The organism is Clostridiales bacterium (genome assembly GCA_015243575.1).
Lineage (GTDB): Bacteria > Bacillota > Clostridia > Peptostreptococcales > Anaerovoracaceae > Anoxybacterium > Anoxybacterium hadale.
The window spans coordinates 2,679,414-2,696,883 of the sequence record CP042469.1 but is presented as its reverse complement, the minus strand read 5'-3'; the positions used below and the strand labels follow the sequence as shown (position 1 = coordinate 2,696,883).

The following is a 17,470-nucleotide window of genomic DNA, read 5'->3' as shown; positions in this document are numbered from 1 at the left end:
CAGATCCGATACAAACATTGAGCGATCCTAAAAATTTTTCACTAAAATAATTTCCTTGTAACACTTGACACAAGCTTGTTTTTATAGTAAGTTATTTAAGTGCCATGCAGGCATGGCGGAATTGGCAGACGCGCACGGTTCAGGTCCGTGTGAGGATTTCTTCATGGAGGTTCGAGTCCTCTTGCCTGCACCAACGAAAAAAGAGATAGGTTTTGACCTATCTCTTTTTTCGTTCTATGAAGGGGGAAAGAGGACTCGAACCTGCAAAGGCGCGAACGGAAGAGAAACAGTCCAGCAGACTGTTTCTCAGTGAGCGGCCCAAGCCGCCTGAATGAGGCGGCGCCGGGCGGCAGATTTGCGTAGCAAAGATGCAAAGTCCTCTTGCCTGGAACCGTGAAGCCATATCAAAACTACGCTGAATGAAAAAGATACTGAAATTAGCGATGAGATGACATAAAAATAGATGATAATAGTACAAAATCAGGGGAAGGCCATTAATTTTGGCAGCCACTGATTTGTATACAAACTATGCCGTTAAGCTGAGTTTATCTGCTGTACTATTTACCCCATCTAATGCGATATGACAACAGCTCCGATTAAAAGTATCGCGTAGGTTGATTTGCTTAACCTTTATCAACTGCAAATCCATTGGTTTTTCTTCTGCTTACCAACTAAAATATAGTCAGAGGTGATTGATATGAAGGAAATTAATATTGCAAAAGTGCTTGTCACTAAGCGCAAGGAAAAGATAACAGGAGGTAAGGTTATTATGCAACAAGAGAAATTGGTGGAAAAAAAACGGCTGATACTATTTATTGTGATTACAATCGTCATTACTTGGATTGTGTTCTTGTTGATACCGATCTGTGGGCTGACCTACGGAACCGGTTTGGCTGTGGTAATCACTATGGTAGCTATGTTTGTCCCAGCGCTGAGCAGCGTATTAACACGGCTTATAACAAAAGAAGGCTTTGGGAATATGTATCTTCGCCCTCACTTAAAGGGACATGTGAAAGAGTATCTGCTTGTGTACTTCGGTCCGACAGTCTTGTTGATTCTGAGCGGAGCGCTTTATTTCCTGATTTTCCCCGGTTCGTTTGACCCGGAGCTTACAACTTTAAAAGGGATGGTTGCTTCAAGTGGTAAACAGGGACTTGCCGCGTCCACGCTGCTAATTATCCAAGCTCTGACTTTTGTTGTCATCGGACCGATTGTAAATATCATACCCACCATGGGCGAAGAACTTGGCTGGCGGGGGTATCTGCTCCCTAAACTGCGCATGTTTTTATCTGACAGGGCCTCGTTAATTATTTCAGGAGCAATATGGGGAATCTGGCATTTACCCATTATCGTGATGGGTCACAATTACGGAACCAGCTATTGGGGCTATCCAGTGCTCGGCATTCTGACCATGATTATTTTTTGTGTTGTACTTGGAATTATAGAAGGCTATATATCAATCAAACTGGAAAGCGCCATTCCAGCCGCCATGATCCATTCAACGGTGAACGCGGGCGCGGCACTGCCAATCATTTTTGCAAAGAGCGGATATAACCCACTGTTTGGCCCGGCAATCACCGGACTTATTGGCGGACTTCCGTTTATCGTTTTAGCTGTTATATTGCTAATAAAGGCGGGCAGTAAAACAACGTTGGGTAAAAACGAAGCGCACCGGCAAGAAGAGGGGCCGTTGGGGCAGAAATAAGGTTTTGCTCCGTAAGAAGCCTGCAACTAAATTGACGGTTTCGAAAGGATGCTCTTAAATACAAAGCCTTTCCTTCTGTTTTCCTCCTTGCTGTGGAAAGTGTGTTTTCAATGGATACTTTTCGGACAGTCAGGCCATAGTGCAAAATGGGACAGCAGCGAAAAAGGCAACGACCGCTGGAGCAAGCGGACGAGACCCTGAACAGGCATGGAGCGGTAAGAGAACCATCGTGGATGGTTTTCAACGACATGGCCCGAAGCCCTGTGTTTGGGCGAGTGCGGCAGATCCGACGAAGGCACAGCTGTAAAGTCCTCTTGTAGATGCTTTATCGCCTTTGCAATGTAGACTTATCATTTATAAAGTGATAGAATTACAATGAAATTGCCCATATTTATCTGCCATGCAGGAATTGGAAAGGAGCTGTTGATATTGTTTCGATATGTCCATACAAACATTATTGCCAAGGATGCAAGGTTGTTGATCGACTTCTATAAAAAGGTGCTTCACTGCAAGAGTATTAGCGAGTCACGGGATCTCAGCGGAGAATGGCTTGATCAGCTGACTAGTTTGAATGGTGCCCATATCAGGGGGGAGCATTTACTTCTGCCGGGTTATGAAGACGCTCATCCAACCCTTGAGATTTTCTCTTACGATGAGATGAAGCAAAGTGTCTCAGCCGAAATCAACCGTCCCGGTATCGCGCATATCGCCTTCGAAGTAGATGATGTTGAGACGACACTTGCTGAAATACTTAAGGCAGGTGGAAGCACGGTCGGAGAATTGGTTACAGCAGAGTATCCCAACAACAGGACGGCAGTTTTTATTTATGCGCAAGATCCTGAAGGGAACATTATTGAACTGCAAAGCTGGATGCAGACGCCAGAACGATAAAGCCCTTTCTAACCCTAAAATGTGCAAATTGGTTCTTCCCACCATCCGAAGGCTACTCGTCCTGACGCAGGTTCTTGCGGTGTTTCAGGATTAGAAAGCAAGATAGAGAAAGAGCCGCCGGGGCCGAAGATATATCGTCCGCCAACTTCTGAAGTAAGGGTACTCTCAGGTCCGCCTCTTCTGACAAAAGCTTTCACACCCCCGACAGGCTCTCCTGTAGTATTTGCTGCTTCAAGCAGCAATGTTTTCGGAGATGGGATCGGATCAATGGATGTATTCGCCGCCGTTACCAGACTTGAAAAGTTGGGCGTCCCAGGCATTCTTGCGTTAAACCATATTTGTGCGCGAAAGATGCCATAAAGGCTGGTGGCGGTCCAGACATTGATATAGAGAGTCACGCCCGAATTCGGCGGATTGTATAAGCTCGCCCAGGCATTGACTCCTGGCCCAGTAAAATCGAGATTATCAGCATAACCTACAAAATATTTTCCCTGCATTGATTTATACAAAGAAATCGGAACATCTGCATTTTCCGGCAGTTCGACTGTTCTGTGATACCAAGCCATATCCTATTCACCTCGCATTTTTATCTTGATAATTACTGATTTATAATAAATATGAAATCGATCGTGTAAATAAAACCTTTTTCGCAGTTTCGCGGTAGGTTTGATATCATTGTGGGATATGTGATTACGGCTTTTATTTTCAAATGGATTAAGATTCGGAATGTCAGTAAACTGACAGCACCGGATAATGACAAATAAAATTGCTTTTATGAATGTAAAAACCTATTTTTGTAAATACTAAAATACAAAAGGAGGTTTTATTTTATGGGTATTATAGGATGGATCATTATCGGTGCCGCCGCAGGCTGGATCGCAAGTATGATTACGGGCAACAATAAAGAAATGGGTGCTGGCAAAAACATTATTGTAGGTATCGTTGGAGGATTGATCGGCGGATTGATCATGAATCTTGTCGGAGGCGTCGGTGTGACCGGATTTAATCTATGGAGCTTAGTAGTCGCTTGTGTCGGTGCAATCGTCCTGTTATTAATCGTTAATGCATTTACAAGAAAAGCACATTATAACTAAACAAACTTACTTTTGTTCCAATTTACTCAAAAGAAGGCCATGCTGGCCTTCTTTTTTTCGCGTCTATTAGGAAAGAACATATCTATAATAAATATAAGATGTGGGAAAATATTGAAAAATGTTAATTATTATGCTATAATTTAGAAAGGATAATAGGTAATTATCATTAATAGGAATAGGAATAGGAATAGGAATAAATGAGTTTTGATATGTTTTCTTGGCAAGAAAAGGACTTTAAAAACCTATGTGATGAAACTAAAGAAAGAATTCAATTTATAAAGGGGAAAGATTTGCAATCACCCTATCATATTTTTAATACATTTCAAGAGTATTTACAGGAGAGCGGTGTAATTAAATTTGTGATAGCTAAGCCAAATTTGGATATTGTGAGTCCCCTGTTGCCATTTGTAGAGGCCATTATAGAGGATCGATTGAAAAAGCCGAGCGACCATAAGCTAGCTCAAAGCATTGTAAAAGATATTACTAAGTCAGAAACTTTAGCCAGTATAGTTGCTGACGTTTCAACGAAGCTCTCGGGAAATTCATTAATTCTGACCGAACGCGGAAATGACCTTATGGTTCGGCTTGAAAAGGCAGCTTCTCAATCACCATCAACGTTTTTGTTCTATGGCTATCCGATCTATGATTCCTTTTCGAAAGAATTGGTACACTTGCTCCTTTCTGGAAAACTGGATAATGATTTTCCTTTCCTAGAGAAGACGACATATTATTTCTTATGTGATAGTGATGAAAACTCGGACTTATACGCAGATGTGTTACGTTACAATCATATAGATCTTGAGTTTAAAAATCCAGATGCAGCTGACATGAATGAAATAATAAATGAAATTATACCGGAACTGGCATTGCAACCACTTGATACTGAAAAGTTGTACCGCATTTCGGGAGGGCGTCTTTCTGTTATTGAGATATTAGCTCGCCACCTAAATTTTAATCATCTAGAAACCAGCCAGTCTGTAGCACCGGATAAACTTATTAACATGACGTTAGATTGTAGGTTCGCTAATATGGGCATGACAGGAAATCTTCTGAAAGATACGTTGAAGATTGCGGCTGCAATAGGAAGTTCCTTTTCTATACCTTTGCTTAAAGAAGTTTTGGATTCGAAAGCCAATTGTGATATGCTTCTAAAACGGAGTAAGGAAGAATTTTTAACCAAAGGTGATACTGCATATGGTGAGTTTTATTATAGAGAAATATGGGGCTATTTTTATAACTATGGATTGAAAGAGAATTTCCAAGAGATTTCATCAGCAATTGCCGAAGCGATTTATTGCTTCAGCCCCCATGATTATCTAGCACGTGCGTATCATCTGGAAAATGCAGGACAATTAATGCTTGCCTGTGAACTATATATTTATTCTTACAATACAGTTATACAGGAGGGTTTCAAACATTCGGAGGAGCTTGCCGCAAAGATTAACTCCCTTGCATGCAAATGCGGATTAGAATCATATTGGAATGCATTAACTTCTTATTATGCTTCAATCGAAAAATTAGACTACGCAAATGCTTTTGACATCCTTGAGTATTCTCCAGCTCCTCCTACTATAAGGCTACTACTACTAAAGGAATATCTTTTGAGCCTTTCCATGTACAGATTTGGGGAAACTTATGAACAGCAACAAAGTGCATTGGTTACCTTAGAGCAGGTTACGGCACGTGCTAAGGAGATCGAGGAGGGTTTCTGGTGTGACTGCATGACAATACTACTGACCTTTTATATTAATTTAAATGGAGATCTTCGGCAAGCCCAAATAATTAACAAAGAATTGACTTATTATTATACTGAAAAGGGGTATTCGCCTTTTGCTAAAAAAGGTATCCATGCATTGGAGCGGAAATGGAATGCAATTTTTTCTGTGGAACGTGCAGTCTATAAAACTCAGAGTAGTGTTGATTTTTTTCGGGATTCAGTGTTTTCTTCTCAATATATTATGGCTTTAAATAACCATGCAGCTAACTTGATGGTATTATATCGCCTGGATGAGGCACAGAAATTTTTAGTTGAGGCATTGGATTTTATTCACACATACAAAAATATTGCAGTTAATAAAATATACATTCTCAATAATTTTTTCGTCTGCAAAGTATTAAACCGTGGTGTAACCCCTAGGGAAGCATATGAGAAATTATATCATGAATTTTCTTGTTTTTCGTCTGGGGACTGGAAGTTTATTGTGGAGATGAACTGCGCCATTTTCTTAGCTCTCGAGGGAGAATTGTTTAATTCACTTGATATACTTACACGTTTGGAAGAAGAGTGTAACCTTCTCAAAGACGACTACTTCCTTTATTATTTAAGAGCAAACATTGCAGCGATTCAATATCTGCTTGGCAATACAAAAAAAGCTGTTGATCTTATGCGCAACAGTTGTATGACTCCTCCTCTGCTCTGTAAAGAATCTGAAAAAAAATATTTGTACCAGCGAACTGATTTCTGGATTCATATAATGGAATCAGAAAATATTACAGATCCGCTTGAGTTTGACGAATATTTATTGAGAAATTCTACGGAGAAGGATCAGCCACTAGAAAAGAGATGGGGATTTATCGGGCGGGGTTTTCTTTACTCCGATATACAGTTTTGGTCAGAACCATAAAAGTTTGGGTTTTAAATTTAAACTTTAGCATTACCTTTCGCAATAGCAGCACTCAAAATAGTACGCACTATATCTGTTGTTTTATAGCCTTTAGATAGAAATGAGTAGCTAACCGAACTATGAGAAATGAAGTGGGGATTTGTTGAGACATCTGTCACAAAGTATTCGCCATCAGATTTCACTCTGAAATCAATTCGACACAATCCCTCCATGCCTAATATCTCTACCGTCGAAGTAGCTGTTTTGTAAAGTCCCTCCAGATGAAAAACTTCTCTTGTAAAATCATAAAAAGAGTACTTTTCAAAATATATACGATTATAATCTAGAATCTCATTTCTTAACAATTGTTTGTTATCAATTGAAATTCCTATAGGAGGCATTATATTGATTGCATTACCAGCTTGTACTAATGGAACTTCAACTTCATATCCTTCTATGAATTCCTGAGCAATGATTGGTTGATGTAACTGGCATGATCGTTCCCTAATGAATGCGTCGAGAGAAGGATGGTAATTAATAATAGAATCCTGATCTATTCCGATACTCGCGGATTCAAAAATAGGCTTCAGCAATAATCTCATAGAGTTTGGAGGAGATTCTTCGGCTAACCATCCTCCATTAGTAAAAAGCCACGCTTTGGGTGTGGATACCCCCGTTTCTGATAGGATTTTATTAACATGAAACTTATGACGACAAAGCGATACTACATAGGCATTTGAACCAGTAAATTTAAGAGCATGGAGTTGACAAAATGATGGAATAAGCGATTTTCTCCCTGCTCCGAAACCGCTTTGCGCAGAATTATAGACAATTATATAAGGTGTCATTCGGTTCTTATTATTTAAATAATACTCGATAAACTCATCTTCGTTAAAAAAAAATTTAGTTTTACATTGCAATGTGTTAAACATACAAATAATTTGCTCAAACTCATCGTCAGATAAATATTCAGTTGTCATACTAAATTTTCCTTGAAAAAGTTCAGGCGAACTGGCCTGTGTATTGCAAACTACGCATAATATAACATTTTGAAGTGTCGCTTCTGTATTTTTCCAAAGTTCCTCCAAGTTTAAACTATCCATATTGCTTCCACCTTTCTCAACTCATGATAATTACCTATTATCCTTCACTCAAAAAGGCCGATGTGATTTGCTCCACACCAGCCCTTCCAATGTCAGGAACTATTTAATTGACAGTTTATTTCTAGGATGCTTCGAACTCAGAATATCATTTTGCTTTTTTACTGAAACGTGAGTATAAATTTGGGTAGTTGTAATGGAACTGTGACCTAACAACTGCTGTATATATCGAATATCTACATCCTCTTCCAACAAAAGTGTCGCGAAGGAATGACGAAACATGTGTGGAGTCAGGTGATGGTTGATTTTTGCTTTCTGAACATATTTTCTTATAATGGCTCTAACAGACTGCTCTGAGAGGCGGTCTTTCATTCTGTTGATAAAAAAGCATTCGGAAAAACCCACTTGCTTCCCTACTTCTACTTTGTATTTTTTTAATGCGCTGAGAACTGATGAATTGGTGACAGTTATGATACGCTCCTTTGCCCCTTTACCATAAATGCGTATTTGCCCGCTTGTCAGGCTAATATCATCAGAGTTTAAGGAGCATAACTCCGATACTCTCATACCGCTGGCGAACAAAAGCTCTAATACCGCTATGTCTCGAAGTACAACCAATTCTTTAAATTCAGAAGTCTTTATGCCTTGTAATTCTTGGTAAGCTGCCAATAAAAGCGTTTCGATGATATCCAGCGGAATGGTTTTGGGTAGAATGTGGGGTACATGGAATTTCATATTCATCCTGTTAAAGGGATTGTTTTGTATATATTCTTCATATTCGAGCCAGCTGCAAAACGCCTTAATACTAGCCATCTTACGTTTAATAGTCTTGGGCTGATATCGTTTATGTAAAGAAGTCATGAATTCAGACAGATTTTTCTTGGTGAGAGAACCGTCGAGCTCATTAATAAATACTAAGAATTGAGTAAGATCTATGCGGTATGCTTTCAGTGTCTTAATACTTAAATTCTTTTGGTACTGGCAGTAATCGAGATAGGATGTGTACAAAGATGCGAGATTTAGCATGTATAATTTCCTCCGTAGTTCTTTTGATATTTCTATTATGAATCTATTTTTGCGCTTTGAATATAGATGGATGAAATTAAACGCTGATTTTGTTTGACTCCTACCAAATATGGGAATAAAATAATATCACAACACAATTGATAGGGGGGAGAGACATGGAAATTACAGTAACAGGTCAAGAGATCAATGGAAAAGAAAAACAGGCTTATGTAGATTATTTGGAGAAAAAGTACAATCGCAGGCTGGAGAGCTTGCAAATCACCTTGGATGGAGAATATGCGGATCTTAGCTACCAGTTTCAGCCGGAGCCATTCGAAAGAATTCGCAGGATAACCGGTTACCTTACCGGCAACCTGAGCACGTGGAACAATGGGAAGCGCGCGGAAGAAGCGGATCGGGTAAAACACGGATTAGAAAAGGGTTTTGAAATCCTATAGAGTCACATTATTCCCCCTAAATGAGTATTCTGAAAAAAACAGAAACTTAGGGGGTATTTTTATGGGTTTTTATGTAAACGTAGAGCCGGATGTCAATGTCTTTGTGGAGGATATCAATCCTGCTGGAGAAAAAACCATTCTGTTCATCCATGGCTGGCCTGGGAATCATAATCTTTTCGAGTATCAGTATGATCAGCTGCCAAAGCATGGATATCGCTGCATTGGCGTGGACACCAGAGGCTTTGGTCAGTCAGACAGACCCTGGCACGGTTACGGGTATGACAGGCTTGCTGACGATATCCGGGCAGTAATTGATGCACTGGGGCTTCGCAACATCACTTTGGGAGGCCACTCTACAGGAGGTGCAATTGCGGTACGCTATATGGCAAGGCATCAGGGGCATGGCGTATCAAAGCTTGCGTTGTTTGCTGCAGCAGTACCCAGTCTGATTCAGCGGCCTTACTTCCCTTACGGATTGCCGGAACAGGCGGTATTGGATATCATTGAAGGTACATATACCGATCGGCCCAATATGCTTGTGGGCTTTGGAAAGATGATCTTTCATAACTTTGTAACTCCTTCTTTGGCTGACTGGATTTATCAGCTGGGCCTCCAAGCCTCGGGATGGGCGACTGCCGCGGTTGCAAACACCTGGATTCAGGAAGTTCTTTTCAGGGATATGGATGAGATTCGCGTTCCTACATTAATTTTGCACGGCCTTGATGACAAGGTTTGCCTCTTCCCGCTGGCGGAGGCCCAGAAGAATGGAATTCGTAATTCAAAGCTGGTTCCCTTTGAATCTTGCGGTCATTTTCTCTTCTATGATCAAATGGAACGGTTTAATAGAGAATTGATGGATTTTCTCGCAGAATGAGATTTGATTTCCTGAGTGAATCGTCCGTATATCTTTTGCCAATCAGAAGAAACTAAACCTGATAAGCTAATTTAAATGATCAGGATACTGGAGGAATGATGATGCAGGAGAAAAATGCGGATTTGTCAAGGCTGCCGATGCTGGCCATGGAATATATTCCTACGCCCAATGAAAATGCAAAAAAAATAGTGGCGCTGGTCAAGGAGCAGGGCAGAATCTCAGGCTATGAGTTGGAAGACGGACAGATTCTTAACAAGGAAGAGGCTGTAGCTTTGGCGAAACAGGATGGAATCAGAGGAGTTGGTGTCGCTACTCGAAATGGAAGTGAATATCTCAAATCACTTCCGGATGAAAGCGATGGCAATAACCTTGGTAACCTGCCGTCCATGACACCGGACGAAATGTAGCCACTCCGCCGAGAAATATCAAAGCTCGGCGGATTTTTTCTTTGTAGAATCTTGTTTTAAAATGTCATTTTCTGTGTATATATGATAGAATAAGAAAAATATTCTGTACAGAAAGGGACCGAAAAATGATTTGGAGAGAAAAGTACAATGTGGGCGTTCCGGAGATTGACACCCAGCACGAAGAGCTTTTTGCTCGTGTTACTGCCTTTGTCGAAACCCTTCGCTCAGATAAGGAATGGAGCGAAAAGGTTAGCCAGGTAAACGAGACACTTTCCTTTATGAAGGACTACGTCGTAATCCATTTTCAAGATGAAGAAGCGTATCAGGCTGAAATTGGTTACCCTGAAGCAGCAGCACATAAAAAGGTACATAATGATATGGTGGCATATGTAGGAACTGTTTCCGAGCAGTATGAGAAAACGGGATATGAGGAAGTTTTGATTCAGCAGTTTGCGGGAAAGCTTCTCGCTTGGCTGATCAATCATGTTGCTGCGGATGATCAGAAGATTGCCAACTATGCAAGAAAAAAGGAGGCTGAGCAAAATGAGTAAAGATTATCTTGTGCCATTTACAGATGCAGCACGTCAGACGCTCAAACTTCTGCTCGATATAGACACGTTGGAGGCTGCGAATCAAAACGAAAACACTGAAGCTGAAAACAATGATCAGGTAGGGGTTGCAATAGGTCTTACCGGGGATCTCAGCGGTGAAATACAATATCGCTTCCCATCGGAGACAAGTCTAGAAATTGTAAAGTTGATGAGTGGAATGGAATTTACGGAGATCGACGAATTTGTAACCTCTGCACTTGGAGAAATTGCAAATATTATCAGCGGAAACGCGGTGACCGACCTCTCTACTCATAATGTAATCTGCGATATTCTTCCGCCAAAGGTTAATGAAGTCAGTGGCGAAATGGCCGGCGATGAAACAACATACATATTCTCCACGAAGCTGGACTCAGAAATCGGTGTGGTGGACATTAAACTTCAGCTTAAAATGAATTGATTTATTAAATAAAAATGGACGTATTATAAATGGGTGTGCCTCAATACGACAGTCGGATTCTACGAAATAAATCCAATGTCTTGAGACACCCTTTTTTCGTCCTGACGCACCCCCTTTCCCTGTCATCATGAGATTTTCTCTTATTATGCAAGTGGCTGCCTCTATTCTTTACATTTTCGTTACGAAAGCAGCGAGACTATTGAGATGAGACCCTTATCTTGATATGATAACCGTGACAAGTCAGCGGAAACACTTCGCAGGACAAATAACGAAATGGCAAGGGGATTTGGGGGGATGATATTGAGAAGACTTTTATTGGTTGCTGTAACAGGCATTCTTTTTTTTGCCTCGCTTGGAGGGGAAGCCTGGGCTGGAGCAGAATTTCTGGGGATTGGAACGGAAAGGGCTAAAGCAGAATCTCTGGGGATTGGAACGGAAAGGGCTGGCGCTCAATCTGCGGGCATTGGGGAAGCAGCGCCTGGCGTTGTTGTAGACGGGAAACCAGTGGAATTCAATGAAAAATCCGGGTTCCCATACCTCTCCGATACAGGCAGCACCATGCTGCCCGTCCGTGCCTGCCTTGGCGCCATTGGCTGTGAGGTAAGCTGGGATGACGAAACAAAGACCGTAATCACTTGGAAGGGTAACACAAAGGTTACCATACCTGTTGGAAAAAACGAAATCGATTTGAATGGAAAAAAAGTGAACACGTCTGCTCCAGCAGTAATAAAAGCAGATCGAGTTTACCTGCCGCTCCGCACAGTTTTTGAAGCTTATGGATATCAAGTCAGCTGGGACAGCAAAACACGTTTGGTTACAGCGAATTCTTACTCAAATCAAAATCTCACACCTCTTAATATCAATGGTGGCACGACCGGTATTTTTTCCAGAAAGCAGCTGGGCTTTAATGGCTTTACAGGAATTCAAGCGGAAGTAACATTGCCGAAAGTTTCACTGGCTGAAAAAGGAGACTGCCCCTATGTCTACTTTGGCTTTGACTGGGAAGGAGATGGCGGGAATGCGGAGGGTGGATTTCAGTTTATCGAAGACCCGTCACATCCGGGGTATAACCGATGGACTGTGTTTTTACGGCAGGGAAGTGAATGGCGCTGGGGTCAGAATATTCTTTTAGAGCAGGGTTCCACCCATAGGATTCGGTTCTACAGTGAGTGCGTATCATCTGAACAGGTGGATCTTGTCATTGACCTTGACGGAAGAGAAGTGGTCAGGAAGCCTTCTGCGGTTATGGATTTCAGCAGCACATCAGCAAAAGCCGTAATTGCCATGGCAATGTCAAATCCCTTTGATGGTACCAACTGTTTTTCTCAATCAGAAGGAGCGAAAATCAGGGCATTGCAAGTCACAAAAGGGTGGAATACGGATTCGGCTGCCAGCATAGAAACCAATGCAAATGATAACAAGTATCAAGATTTTGACACCTACCCCCTTTATCACCTTTGGAGACCCGAAGTGGGTGCATTTGGAATGCATTATGGAACGGTAGACTGCATTCCTTCTTATCTGCATCAGGAGGCTGACGGATCTATTTCTATTTATAAGGATTAATCGTTGTGCCGCTGCAGGAAATCTGCGGCGGAAGTTGATCAATGAGGGGTATGCCGTAAGGGTATACCTTAAAGGAGAAGAGTGTCTGCGCCCGCGGACGCTTTGTGGAGGAGCGTATGAGTAGAATCAGAGTGAGACGGCAGGTGTGGCTGCTGATTGTTATCACGATTGCAGTCTGCATATCCCAACCAGTTTTTGGGGCAACAGCTGAAAAAAAAGTAACGATAACACTTCCGGGATATCCGGTTACTGTAAACGGAACTACAGTTGATTATAAAAAAAGTAAATATCCCTTCATCGTATATGAAGGGATCACTTATTTCCCTATGACCTATAGCGGCTGCCGTTTTCTAGGACTGGAAACACAATGGAAGGGGAATAAGGATGGACTCATTGTAGAAAAAACAGGTATCACGGCAGCATATCTGCCCTATGCTTCAGCAGTGACAAATAAGGGATCGTATCAGGCAAGCATCCCTGTATTTCCCATCAAAGTCAACGGAAATACAGTCGATAACAGCAAATTAAAATATCCGCTTCTCTCCTTCCGTGATATTACTTATTTTCCTATGACCTGGGAGTTTGGGGTCAATGAATTCGGATGGGACTACCGATTCGACGCAAAGGACGGCTTGGTTATCAATTCAGATAATGTAACCTTAGCGCAAATTAATTTCGCAGGCAAAAATGCTAAAAAGAACAACAAGGGCATTCCAGAAAATGCAACGATAACCAAAACGGCCGCATATTATGAGGACACGAAAGGACAGATCGTTCAGGTGAGTCTTTCGGAACCGGTTAAGACAAAGACGATTTATCAGCTTCCCATCTGGAGTTATGGTCAGGGGGAATTTGTATACGGAAATTTATACGTTGAAAAGGGAACGGCATATTTGTTTTACCATCAGGGCGGAGCTACTATGGGATCGGACCATTTAATCCAGCTCAACGATGATGGAAGTACTGCTGTGCTGCAAAACAGCTATACACGATCCAAGACTTTTGGTGAGAAACGAGTTTCTTATTGGACAGGAGGCGCGCCGGGGCCGGGGAATTTATTCATTGCCATCGGAGACGGAGAACCTAAGCCCATTGGGAATCCAGATTATCTCTATGGATGGGCATGGGTTGTCAGTGCGGACAGCAGCGGGGGAAGCGGGTCAGACGACGTTTATCTTGACGGAGAATATCTTTACATTCTTGGGTTTTACATGAACGGAACTAAGGAAGAAACAAACGGAATTTACCGTGTGAATATCAAGACAAATGAAACGGTTCGCATGAGCAGGTATGAAGCGCTGAGCTTTCAGAAAGAAGGGGACTATTTATATTATCAGCACCAAGGCGCTCTCTATAAGATTTCATTGAAAGATGGCAGTGAGGAGTTTGTCAGGCAGATGGTCCAGCTGCCCAACTACGCTGAGAAGTTTGCCGTTCTTGGAGGAATCGTTTACTGGCAGGATGGGCTGAATCATAATCTCTACAGCGGTGAAGGAGTGAATTTAAACTTTGGAGCAGCGCTGGAGGGAGTGAAGCTTTCAGGAAATATAGATGAGTATCTGATTTGTACCTTTCAAGAAACAGAGCTTTCAAAGTACCGGATCATGGTCTTTGACAAGGCAGGCAATGTTGTTTTCAAGACCTCGGATACAGCACAGATCGGAGACGTTGACATTGTCGGTAAGACCATCTATTTCTATAATACGTCTACGGGAACCGCCTGCAAAGGTATTCTGAATTGAATACAGTACGCTTAACTGAAAGAGATGATTAACCGAATGAAGAGGCAGACATAACTGTTAATGGGATTAATAAAGCTCCGCAGCATGTTTCCATGCTTGCGGAGCTTATTATAATCAGGCTCGGCCAACAATAGGCAGGAACCTGAACTGCGTCGTTTTAGTCCAAAACCAAAGTGGGTGCTGCATAGACTCTTGCAGCCAGTTCTGCATCCAGTAAGTACAGGCTCTTTGCATCGTAGCCGAAGAGTTCATAGCGGTCGATCAAATCTTCTGCATTCTTCTCTTCTTCTCCTTGCTCTGTGACAAACCAGTTTAAAAACTGAAGTGTCCGGAAATCCCTCTGCTTCGTTGCTTCCTCGTATATATTGTAGATGGAGGCGGTTACCATTCTCTCATGCCGCAGTGACTCTTCAAGCGGTGCTTTGAAATCACTATAGGCTTGATCAGGTGCGGCAATGGCCGTCAGCTTTATCTCTTCATTATTATTCTGTAGATAGTTCATGAAAAGCAGTGCATGATCTCGCTCTTCCTGAGCCTGAACCTTGAACCAGTTGGAGAAGCCGTTGAGATTTTTCAGATCATAGTAGTTTGACATATCTAAATACAAATAGGCTGAATAAAACTCTTTGTTGATTTGCTCGTTTAAGAGCTTCGTTACTTCTTTTGATAACATAATCGTTCCCTCCTGTTATTTATTTTATGGTAATGAACACGGTTTTCCATCGTGTCCTATTATAACGTATGGCATAGACGTATATTTTATAAGGTAAGTTTTCCTCTTACTCTGATTATTTTCTACCCTTCCTGGAAAAAGATATTCATGACAATTCAATAAAATATGATAAATGAGGAATCAATTTAAGAAAGAAGCAGCAGGATTGAAATTGGTGAAAAAAATACATTCATCCGAATCTGACATTATCCTTGATTTTGAAAGTCGAATTCTGTAGAATGTATTTGGTGTTTTTATTGGCAGATACTCTTCTTTGACAAAGGATGAGAAGCAGACTTTATAGAATGGCAGCGGAATGGAACGCTTGGAGGAATAAATGAAGATTCTTAAGGACAGAATTGTAGCAGACGGAGTTGCGATCGGAACGGAAATCGTAAAAGTAGACTCCTTTTTAAACCATCAGATCGACGTTGAGCTTCTCGACCAGATCGGCCAGGAATTTGCAGAGCGGTTCCGGGACTGTGAAGTGACGAAGATTCTTACCGTTGAAGCTTCCGGTATTGCAGTAGCCTGCATGGTAGCCAGACATTTTGGAAATATTCCTGTTGTTTTTGCGAAAAAGGCTGCTCCGAGTACAATGACGGAAGGCTTTTACGGCGCTGAGGTCAAATCCTTTACAAAAGGAACTACCTCCGTGGTCAGGGTTTCGGAGAAGTTTCTCAAAGAAGAAGATAAGGTTTTGATCATCGATGACTTTCTCGCTCACGGAGAAGCGGCCTTAGGCCTTTCCAATCTAGTGGAGCAAGCAGGTGCTAGCTTGGCCGGTGTGGGTTCGGTGATCGAAAAGCAGTTTCAAGGTGGCAGCAAGCGTCTTCGTGATCTGGATATTCGTGTCGAATCACTCGCGGTGATTGAAGCAATCAAAGATGGCGAGATTACATTTTCCGAACGACTCAAATAATATGATGCGTGGATGTTCGGCATAACACGAACTATAAACATTTATTTTCCGAAATAATAAAGATAATTACCGGATTCCTCTTTACGTAGGGGAAATGACGTGGTTATAATATATTATAATTATTTCACTTGTTAAATAGCATCGGCTGACAAAGTATAACACGGTTTGTAAAAGCAACCGAGGCTAACAAGGATTATGGAGGAGAATGAAGTTATGAAAAAGTTTTTAGCATTATTTCTTGTACTTGCTCTCGTAATGTCATCTTTAGCTGGCTGCGGCGGAAAGAAAGAATCTGCTGAGGAGCCCGGAAAGACAGATGGACCAGAACTGACCGTTGGTTTCATATATATTGGACCAAAGAGTGACGGCGGTTTCTCAGAGGCTCAGGACAGAGGCAGACAGGCAATGGAAGATTACTTCGGCGGTAAAGTCGCAACGCTGGTGGCAGAATCTGTTCCGGAAGAAAAACAGTCTGTCAAGAGCGCAGCAATCAACATGATCGATCAGGGCGCTACCGTTATTGTAGGGACAAGCTATGGCTTCATGGATGCGCTGGAAGAACTTGCTGGCGAATACCCGGAAGTGAAATTCATCCACTTCTCCGGAAACAAGATGAATGATACTAACTTCGGAAACTATTTTGGTGCTATGGAAGAACCAAGATATCTGGCAGGAATGGTTGCAGGACTCATGACCAAGTCAAACAAAATCGGTTATGTAGCGGCGTTCCCTTATACAGAACTTCTCATCGGAATCAATGCGTTCACATTAGGTGCAAGATCCGTGAACCCCAATGCTGAAGTAAAAGTTGTTTACACCAATGCATGGGTAGATGCTGCCAACGAAAAAGCTGCTGCTGAAGCGCTGCTTGCTCAGGGCTGTGACGTACTGGAACAGCACTGTGATACAACAGGACCGCAGATTGCGGCTGAAGCTACTGGTGCATACGCGATTGGATACAATCTTGACAGCAGAGCTGCTGCTCCAAAGGCATTCCTGACAGCACCGATCTGGAAGCACGAAGCATTCTTTATCAAAACATTCGAAGAAATCATGGCTGGAACCTGGAAACCGGAAAGCTACTATGGTACAATGAAAGACGGTTATGTAGGACTTGCAGACATGTCTGATCTCGTACCTGCAGACGTACAGGCCAAGGTAAAGGAAGTTCAGACTAAGATTGAAGCAGGTGAATTCCCGATCTTCGTCGGACCGATCAAAGACAACAAAGGAAATATCGTTGTTCCTGAAGGAACCACTCTTGACAGAGCGGGAATCTGGACAATGGATTACCTCGTTGAAGGAGCAACCGGAGCCAGCCAATAAGATACAAACACTAAGTAGAATCATCGGTGTGGAAAACACGCCGGGCATAACTAAATA

The 17,470-nt window shown here is 42.0% G+C and carries 17 protein-coding genes and 1 tRNA gene; 14 read left to right on the top strand and 4 right to left on the bottom strand.

Features of this window, described 5'->3' with window-relative positions:
- Window positions 1–106: 106 nt before the first annotated feature.
- The 3 genes from FRZ06_11975 to FRZ06_11965 all read left to right on the top strand — a co-directional run bounded on the left by FRZ06_11975 (window position 107) and on the right by FRZ06_11965 (window position 2,596).
- A tRNA-Leu gene (locus FRZ06_11975) sits at window positions 107–193 on the top strand.
- A gap of 504 nt (window positions 194–697) precedes the next feature.
- The gene (locus tag FRZ06_11970; GenBank protein ID QOX63998.1) at window positions 698–1,705 is read left to right on the top strand and encodes a CPBP family intramembrane metalloprotease; all 1,008 of its coding nucleotides are present in this window, start codon (window positions 698–700) and stop codon (window positions 1,703–1,705) included.
- Window positions 1,706–2,131: 426 nt separating this feature from the next.
- Window positions 2,132–2,596: a VOC family protein gene (locus FRZ06_11965; protein QOX65919.1), complete on the top strand. Its 465-nt coding sequence runs from the start codon at window positions 2,132–2,134 to the stop codon at window positions 2,594–2,596.
- A 14-nt stretch (window positions 2,597–2,610) separates the two neighbouring features.
- Here FRZ06_11965 and FRZ06_11960 read toward each other — a convergent pair whose 3' ends face one another.
- Window positions 2,611–3,162, bottom strand: a complete 552-nt coding sequence (locus FRZ06_11960; protein QOX63997.1) for a hypothetical protein — start codon at window positions 3,160–3,162, stop codon at window positions 2,611–2,613.
- A gap of 264 nt (window positions 3,163–3,426) precedes the next feature.
- On the opposite strand from FRZ06_11960, the gene FRZ06_11955 reads away from it, so the two are divergent.
- Complete coding sequence (locus tag FRZ06_11955; GenBank protein ID QOX63996.1) at window positions 3,427–3,690, top strand: GlsB/YeaQ/YmgE family stress response membrane protein; 264 nt, start codon at window positions 3,427–3,429, stop codon at window positions 3,688–3,690.
- 197 nt (window positions 3,691–3,887) lie between these two features.
- The gene (locus tag FRZ06_11950) at window positions 3,888–6,314 is read left to right on the top strand and encodes a hypothetical protein (GenBank protein QOX63995.1); all 2,427 of its coding nucleotides are present in this window, start codon (window positions 3,888–3,890) and stop codon (window positions 6,312–6,314) included.
- Window positions 6,315–6,331: 17 nt separating this feature from the next.
- On the opposite strand, the gene FRZ06_11945 is transcribed toward FRZ06_11950, so the two are convergent.
- Both FRZ06_11945 and FRZ06_11940 read right to left on the bottom strand, forming a co-directional pair.
- The gene (locus tag FRZ06_11945) at window positions 6,332–7,396 is read right to left on the bottom strand and encodes a hypothetical protein (GenBank protein QOX63994.1); all 1,065 of its coding nucleotides are present in this window, start codon (window positions 7,394–7,396) and stop codon (window positions 6,332–6,334) included.
- Window positions 7,397–7,495: 99 nt separating this feature from the next.
- On the bottom strand, window positions 7,496–8,419 hold the full coding sequence (locus FRZ06_11940; protein QOX63993.1) for a tyrosine-type recombinase/integrase: 924 nt from the start codon (window positions 8,417–8,419) through the stop codon (window positions 7,496–7,498).
- A 155-nt stretch (window positions 8,420–8,574) separates the two neighbouring features.
- Here FRZ06_11940 and FRZ06_11935 point away from each other — a divergent pair, with 155 nt between their 5' ends.
- From FRZ06_11935 to FRZ06_11905, 7 genes are all read left to right on the top strand, one after another.
- Complete coding sequence (locus FRZ06_11935) at window positions 8,575–8,856, top strand: hypothetical protein (protein QOX63992.1); 282 nt, start codon at window positions 8,575–8,577, stop codon at window positions 8,854–8,856.
- A gap of 61 nt (window positions 8,857–8,917) precedes the next feature.
- Window positions 8,918–9,730, top strand: a complete 813-nt coding sequence (locus tag FRZ06_11930) for an alpha/beta hydrolase (protein ID QOX63991.1) — start codon at window positions 8,918–8,920, stop codon at window positions 9,728–9,730.
- Between the two features lie 98 nt (window positions 9,731–9,828).
- A complete protein-coding gene (locus FRZ06_11925; protein ID QOX65918.1) occupies window positions 9,829–10,137 on the top strand; it encodes a DUF3892 domain-containing protein in 309 nt (102 codons plus the stop codon).
- A 125-nt stretch (window positions 10,138–10,262) separates the two neighbouring features.
- The gene (locus FRZ06_11920) at window positions 10,263–10,688 is read left to right on the top strand and encodes a bacteriohemerythrin (GenBank protein QOX63990.1); all 426 of its coding nucleotides are present in this window, start codon (window positions 10,263–10,265) and stop codon (window positions 10,686–10,688) included.
- On the top strand, window positions 10,681–11,145 hold the full coding sequence (locus FRZ06_11915; protein ID QOX63989.1) for a chemotaxis protein CheX: 465 nt from the start codon (window positions 10,681–10,683) through the stop codon (window positions 11,143–11,145). Before FRZ06_11920 ends, FRZ06_11915 begins: the two co-directional genes overlap by 8 nt.
- A 273-nt stretch (window positions 11,146–11,418) precedes the next feature.
- Window positions 11,419–12,711: a copper amine oxidase N-terminal domain-containing protein gene (locus tag FRZ06_11910; GenBank protein ID QOX63988.1), complete on the top strand. Its 1,293-nt coding sequence runs from the start codon at window positions 11,419–11,421 to the stop codon at window positions 12,709–12,711.
- 116 nt (window positions 12,712–12,827) lie between these two features.
- Window positions 12,828–14,453 (top strand): hypothetical protein, encoded by a 1,626-nt coding sequence (locus FRZ06_11905; GenBank protein QOX63987.1) that lies wholly within the window; start codon window positions 12,828–12,830, stop codon window positions 14,451–14,453.
- Window positions 14,454–14,610: 157 nt separating this feature from the next.
- Here the strand turns inward: FRZ06_11905 and FRZ06_11900 are convergent, their stop codons facing one another.
- A complete protein-coding gene (locus FRZ06_11900) occupies window positions 14,611–15,126 on the bottom strand; it encodes a ferritin (GenBank protein ID QOX63986.1) in 516 nt (171 codons plus the stop codon).
- A gap of 376 nt (window positions 15,127–15,502) precedes the next feature.
- Between FRZ06_11900 and FRZ06_11895 the strand changes: the two genes are divergently transcribed.
- Both FRZ06_11895 and FRZ06_11890 read left to right on the top strand, forming a co-directional pair.
- A complete protein-coding gene (locus FRZ06_11895) occupies window positions 15,503–16,087 on the top strand; it encodes a xanthine phosphoribosyltransferase (protein QOX63985.1) in 585 nt (194 codons plus the stop codon).
- 213 nt (window positions 16,088–16,300) lie between these two features.
- Window positions 16,301–17,413 (top strand): BMP family ABC transporter substrate-binding protein, encoded by a 1,113-nt coding sequence (locus tag FRZ06_11890; GenBank protein ID QOX63984.1) that lies wholly within the window; start codon window positions 16,301–16,303, stop codon window positions 17,411–17,413.
- Window positions 17,414–17,470 lie beyond the last annotated feature (57 nt).